At 44.5% G+C, this 4,123-nt stretch carries 2 protein-coding genes; both read left to right on the top strand.

The features are described 5' to 3' along the window. Positions 1 to 261: 261 nt before the first annotated feature. Complete coding sequence (locus VF500_RS08285) at positions 262 to 1,173, top strand: S-adenosyl-l-methionine hydroxide adenosyltransferase family protein (RefSeq protein WP_330859225.1); 912 nt, start codon at positions 262 to 264, stop codon at positions 1,171 to 1,173. Between the two features lie 76 nt (positions 1,174 to 1,249). Next, entirely contained in the window at positions 1,250 to 3,970 is a 2,721-nt protein-coding gene (locus VF500_RS08280) for a TonB-dependent receptor (protein ID WP_330859224.1), read from the top strand. The last annotated feature ends 153 nt before the right edge of the window (positions 3,971 to 4,123 follow it).

Here is a 4,123-nt window from a genome sequence, read left to right as displayed (position 1 = left end):
AGGATGCAGAAGTACAAAAGGCAAGAAAGCTTGCTCGTCTGCAAAAAGAAGCTCAAAAACTCGGTCTTACTCTCCAAAATGCAGCTTGATTATGAATGATTTACATGCACGTCATTATAAGGTACGAAGCAATCCCCGATTGGCAGATCCGCCCTGTAAAGTTTGGGATTGCTTCGTGCCTCGCAATGACGATCTATTATTCGTTCTCTATTTAATACACACTATACAAAATCAATTTACCGCCATATAATACCCCTTATTATGAAACATCTATTCAAATTCCTCGGTGTTGTTTTTTTATCAGCACTTACCTACGTAGCTGCGGCTCAAAATAAAATTGTTGTTTTCCAGTCTGATTTCGGATTAAAGGACGGCGCGGTTTCTGCCATGAAAGGCGTTGCTAACGGCGTATCGCCCGATCTGAAACTGTACGACCTTACCCACGAAATCCCGGCTTATAACATTTGGGAGGCATCATATCGCCTGTTCCAAACTGTAAACTACTGGCCGGCGGGCACCGTATTTGTTTCGGTTGTTGACCCCGGCGTTGGTACAACACGTAAATCAGTAGTGCTGAAAACCAATACAGGTCAGTTTATTGTTACTCCCGATAATGGTACGCTTACGTTAGTAGCCGAAGCTTTCGGCATAGCTGAGATCAGGGAGATTGATGAGGCGGTTAACCGTCGCAAAGATTCGGGCAAATCATATACTTTTCACGGTCGTGATGTTTACGCCTACACTGCTGCCCGTTTAGCCGCAGGGGTGATCAGTTTTGAGCAGGTTGGGCCAGCATTGCCTAAACAGGTGGTAAATATGCCTTATCAAAAAGCCGTGCTTGAAAACGGCAAGCTGAAAGGCACCATTGCCATTCTTGATATCCAATACGGCAACATATGGACAAACATTGGCGATGACCTGGTTAAACAGCTCAACCCCGCTTATGGCGATGCTTTACATGTTGTTATTTACCACAGCGGCAAAAAGGTTTATGAAGGTGATGCGCCATACAGCCAAACCTTTGGCGCGGTAGCAAAGGGGCAACCATTAAGCTACCTGAACAGCTTGCTGCAACTATCGTTCGCGCTCAACCAGGCCAGTTTTGCCGATGTGCACAAAATAGCCAGCGGTAACGACTGGAGTGTAGAAGTATCGCTGGCGTCAAAAAAATAAAATACAAACCGTTACCGGCTACTATGCGCTGGTAACGGTTTAAATAATTTGTTTTCGGCTATTTAATTCTATCCTTATGACAAAAAAACTTACTCTCATTATTTTGCTTTTCCTGTTCATCAATACGCTTGCAAATGCTCAGGATAAAGTAATTACAGGCCGTATAACCGATAATACCGGCAAGCCTGTTAATGGCGCAACGATAATTGGCCAGCCATCGGGCAGGGGTACAGCCAGTACTGCCGACGGATCATTCCGCCTTTCAGCAGCCAATACTGATAAAACCATTAAGGTTACGCTTGTAGGCTATGAAGCCTATATCCAGCCCATTACAGGTTCGCACAAGTTTGATATTGCTTTGCAGCCTGCATCCGGTAACGTACTGAACGAAGTGGTGCTGGTGGGCACCCGGAGTGTGGGCCGTACCCGGTTAAACACCACAGCGCCTGTTGATATATTTGACATTGCCAAACTTCAGCAGCAAACCCCTCAAAACGATCTTAACCAACTGCTGCAATACGCGTCACCATCGTTTAATTCCAACAGGCAGTCTTCATCAGATGGTACCGAACATATTGATCCGGCAAGTATCCGTGGTTTAGGCCCAGATCAGTTGCTGGTGCTTATCAACGGCAAACGCAGGCATACTACATCACTTGTAAATAACCAGGGAACTATTGGTAACGGCTCAGTTGGTACCGATCTGAATGCTATCCCGGCCTCGGCAATTGAGCGCATAGAAGTGTTGCGTGATGGCGCTTCGGCTCAATATGGTTCGGATGCAATTGCAGGCGTGGTAAACATCGTACTCAAAAAAAATACCGGCGACCTGTTTGCATCAGCCACGGGCGGTGTAAGCTCAAAAGGAGATGGTGGATTAGGGCAGCTTAATCTTAATTATGGTACCGCCTTAGGTAAAAACGGAGGCTATATCAATATTACAGGCGAGGGTTACATCCGCGACCGCACAACCCGTGCGCAGAACAATAACCTTATCATTTTCGACCAGTCGGCATTGAATAACTATTTCGCTTATGATTTTACCAATGATCCCGCGGCTTCGCGCAAATACGATGATGATATGCTGAAACAGAAGGGATTGAGCCGCGATAAGTTTAATTTTCAGATAGGGGATGCGAAGATCAAAAATATAGGTTCATTTTTTAACCTGAGCCTGCCGTTCAGTGATGGTAAAGGCGAGTTTTATGCCTTCGGCGGATATAGCTATCGTCAGGGTGAAGGCTATGGTTTCCGTCGCCTGCCGAGCGACTACACGGTGAATGTTTACAGTATTTTTCCTGATGGTTATCAGCCTAACACTACATCGCACATCAGCGACAGGTCAATTGCCTTTGGCTTTAAACACACATTGGGCAGCTGGAAGGCCGATCTGAGCAACACCCTTGGCGATAACCGGTTTGACTACTTCGTAAATAACACTGTAAACGCATCGCTGGAGGATAAATCACCAACCAGCTTTAAGGCAGGTGGGCACGAGTTTTTACAGAACACCACCAACTTTGATATCAGCCGTAAGTTTGATGTATTGCAGGGACTGAACCTGGCTTTTGGTGCCGAGTTCAGGGTTGATAAATACCAGATCCGCGCAGGCGAAGAAGCTTCGTGGAAAAACTATGCGCTGGTAACCGCATCTGATGGAACCGTTTCAAACCCTTCGGGACTTGCCGGTGGTTCGCAATCGTTCCCCGGTTTTTCACCGCAAAATGCTGTAGACAAAAGCCGTAACAATACAGGCGTTTATGCCGATGCTGAACTGGATGTAACCTCAAAATGGCTCATCAGCGGAGCAACACGTTTTGAACATTACAGCGATTTCGGATCGGCCCTAAGCGGCAAATTTGCAACGCGTTATAAAATAGCTAACGGGTTCAATTTACGGGGTGCCATAAGCAACGGTTTCAGGGCTCCATCATTGCAGCAGCAATACTTCAGTTATGTAAGTACAGATATTTTGCCCGATAATACTTTGGGAGCATCCGGCTTTTTTACCAATAACAGTGCGGTGGCGAAAGCGTTAGGCATCCCTAAATTAAAACAGGAAAAATCAGTTAATTATAGTTTTGGCTTTACAACTCAGCCGATAAAAGACCTGACCATTTCTGCCGATGGATACCTGATCAATATCAAAGACAGGATAGTACTGACCGGCAGCTTCGGGTTCGACCCGGATGGTAACCCTGTGCAATCAATACAGGATATTATTAATCCATTGGGCGCAAGCTCGGCACGCTTTTTCAGCAACGCGGTTGATACCCGTACCAAAGGGATTGATGTAGTGGCCGATTATACCCTGCGTAGTGGCAATAGCAAGTTCAATGCTTCGTTGGGTTTTAACATCAATACCAATAAAATAACAGGGATTCATGTGCCTACCCAGTTAAAAGGGCAGGAGCGGATCTTCTTTTCACCTAACGACAGCACATTGATCGTAAAAGGAACGCCGCATACCAAAACCAATCTATCACTAACCTACAGCTATAAAAAGTTTAGTGTACTGTTACGTAATGTATATTTCGGAGCAGTTGACCGTAATGATTTTCCATTTGGCGAAGAGCAGCAGTTTAAAGGCAAAGTAGTGACGGATCTTTCTTTTAGCTATATTGTTAATCCGCTTACCCTGACCATTGGCGCCAATAACCTGTTCAATATCTACCCGGATAAGCAGATCTATGCTAACAGTTACTTCGGTGTATTTAAATATGCCCCGGTGCAAATGGGTACCCTGGGTGCGTTCTTTTTTGGTCGGTTAACACTTAATATACCTACGGGTAAATAAGATGTTTTTTGTTTGAATTAGTAATTATAACTATTAATTCTATATATATAGTAGATTTTAATCAAATCTGTTACTTTTGCTGCGTAATCAATAATTATTCAAATTATTAACGAGTACATGTATCTGAATTTTAAATCATCTCCGTTAAAAAAG

This window comes from Mucilaginibacter sp. (assembly GCF_036383575.1).
In the GTDB taxonomy this organism is placed as follows: domain Bacteria; phylum Bacteroidota; class Bacteroidia; order Sphingobacteriales; family Sphingobacteriaceae; genus Mucilaginibacter.
Note: the sequence above shows the minus strand (reverse complement) of the source record. Positions and strands in the feature narration are given on the sequence as shown.